We start from the raw sequence: 1,353 nt of genomic DNA on the forward strand, positions 1-1,353 counted from the left end.
CATGCTGGATGGTCCTATGGATGTCAAGCAGTGAGTCTGGGTGGTCGGAGGTCGGTGGCGAGGTCGTGGAAGACGCGGCGTGCGACGAAGCGCTTGAGTGCTCGGATGGCGTCTTTCTTTGATTTGCCTTCGGCGAGTTTCTTTGTGATGTAGGTCTTGGTCTCGTCGTCGTATTTCATGCGGCCGATGATGACGAGGTGGAGGGCTTTGTTCGCTTGCCTGGCTCCGAATCGATTGAGCCGGTGTCGGTTCGTCATGCCTGAAGATGCTGGGATGGGTGCTGCTGCGCAGAGATGCGCGAAGGCGGCTTCGCTGGTGATCCTGTCGATGTTCGCGCCCGCCGTGATGAGGAATTGCGCGGCGGTGAGAGTTCCGATCCCCGGTCGGGAAAGTAACGTTGGGACGGTGTCCTGAACTAGCGCGTCGAGTTGCTTCTCCGCATCGGTGATCTCCGCGGTGAGGTCCGCGATCCGGTTCCCGAGGCGCTTCAAGGCGAGTCGCGCCGCCTGGGCGGGGTCGGTGAGGCGGGTGGTGTCCGGGCGCAGGCGGGCAGCGTTCTTCGCGACCGTCTTCAGGGGAAGCCCGTCGAACTGCTCGCGCACCTGCGCGGGCGCGGTGATCAGGAGGTCTTTGATCTGGTTGAGCGCCTGCGTGCGTGCCTTGACCGCGGAATCGCGCACCGCGGTGAGCATCCGCACGGACTCCACGACAGTGGTCGTGTCTTTCGCCGTCGCGGTCGCCATGCCCGAAAGGACCTTCTCAGCCGCCGCGATCGCGTCGATCGTGTCGTTTTTGCCCCGGCGAGCCCTCGTGGCTTTATCGGTCGTGTTCACCTCGAGGACGGTGATTCCCGCCGCGGTGAAGTGTCTGGTCAAGCCGGCGCCGTACGAGCCGGTCAGCTCGATACCGACCCGATCAAGGACACCGAACTCCGTCATCCATTCCAATGCCTCCTGATATCCGACGGCATTCACCGAGAAAGCGGCGTTCCCCAGGACTCGACCGGTGAGATCAAGGACCGCGACGTGATGCAGATGCTTATGCGTGTCGACTCCCGCGACGACTCGCGCTGGTTCGACGCGCTCGGTGGTGGTTATCATGTCGGTGTCTCCTTCCGGATCTCGCGATACGGTCGGATGACCTCACCGGGCCGGGTGGACACGACATTGAACGGTCGTCGGACAGGGTCCTATCAGGTCACTTCCCCACCCGGTCCGGCCCTCCGAACCGTCTGGACGCGGCACGAGACGATGTCGACAGATCCAGCAGTGGACACACCCCGCGAGGCGGTCCGTCGAGTAGAAGGTCAGACACCCTCCCGCGCCACACCACCATTCTCAATGTCGAGTAGCC

General features: G+C 63.1%; 1 protein-coding gene. It reads right to left on the bottom strand.

From position 1 onward, the window contains the following. Window positions 1-23 precede the first annotated feature (23 nt). Entirely contained in the window at window positions 24-1,100 is a 1,077-nt protein-coding gene (locus EDF22_RS20345) for an IS110 family transposase (protein WP_123706634.1), read from the bottom strand. Window positions 1,101-1,353: the final 253 nt, after the last annotated feature.

The sequence above is a fragment of the Rathayibacter sp. PhB127 genome, from assembly GCF_003751665.1.
In the GTDB taxonomy this organism is placed as follows: domain Bacteria; phylum Actinomycetota; class Actinomycetes; order Actinomycetales; family Microbacteriaceae; genus Rathayibacter; species Rathayibacter festucae.

Bases quoted from the DNA above. Each gene is read 5' to 3' on its own strand.
- EDF22_RS20345 (WP_123706634.1), bottom strand. From the start codon at position 1,100: ATGATAACCACCACCGAGCGCGTCGAACCAGCGCGAGTCGTCGCGGGA.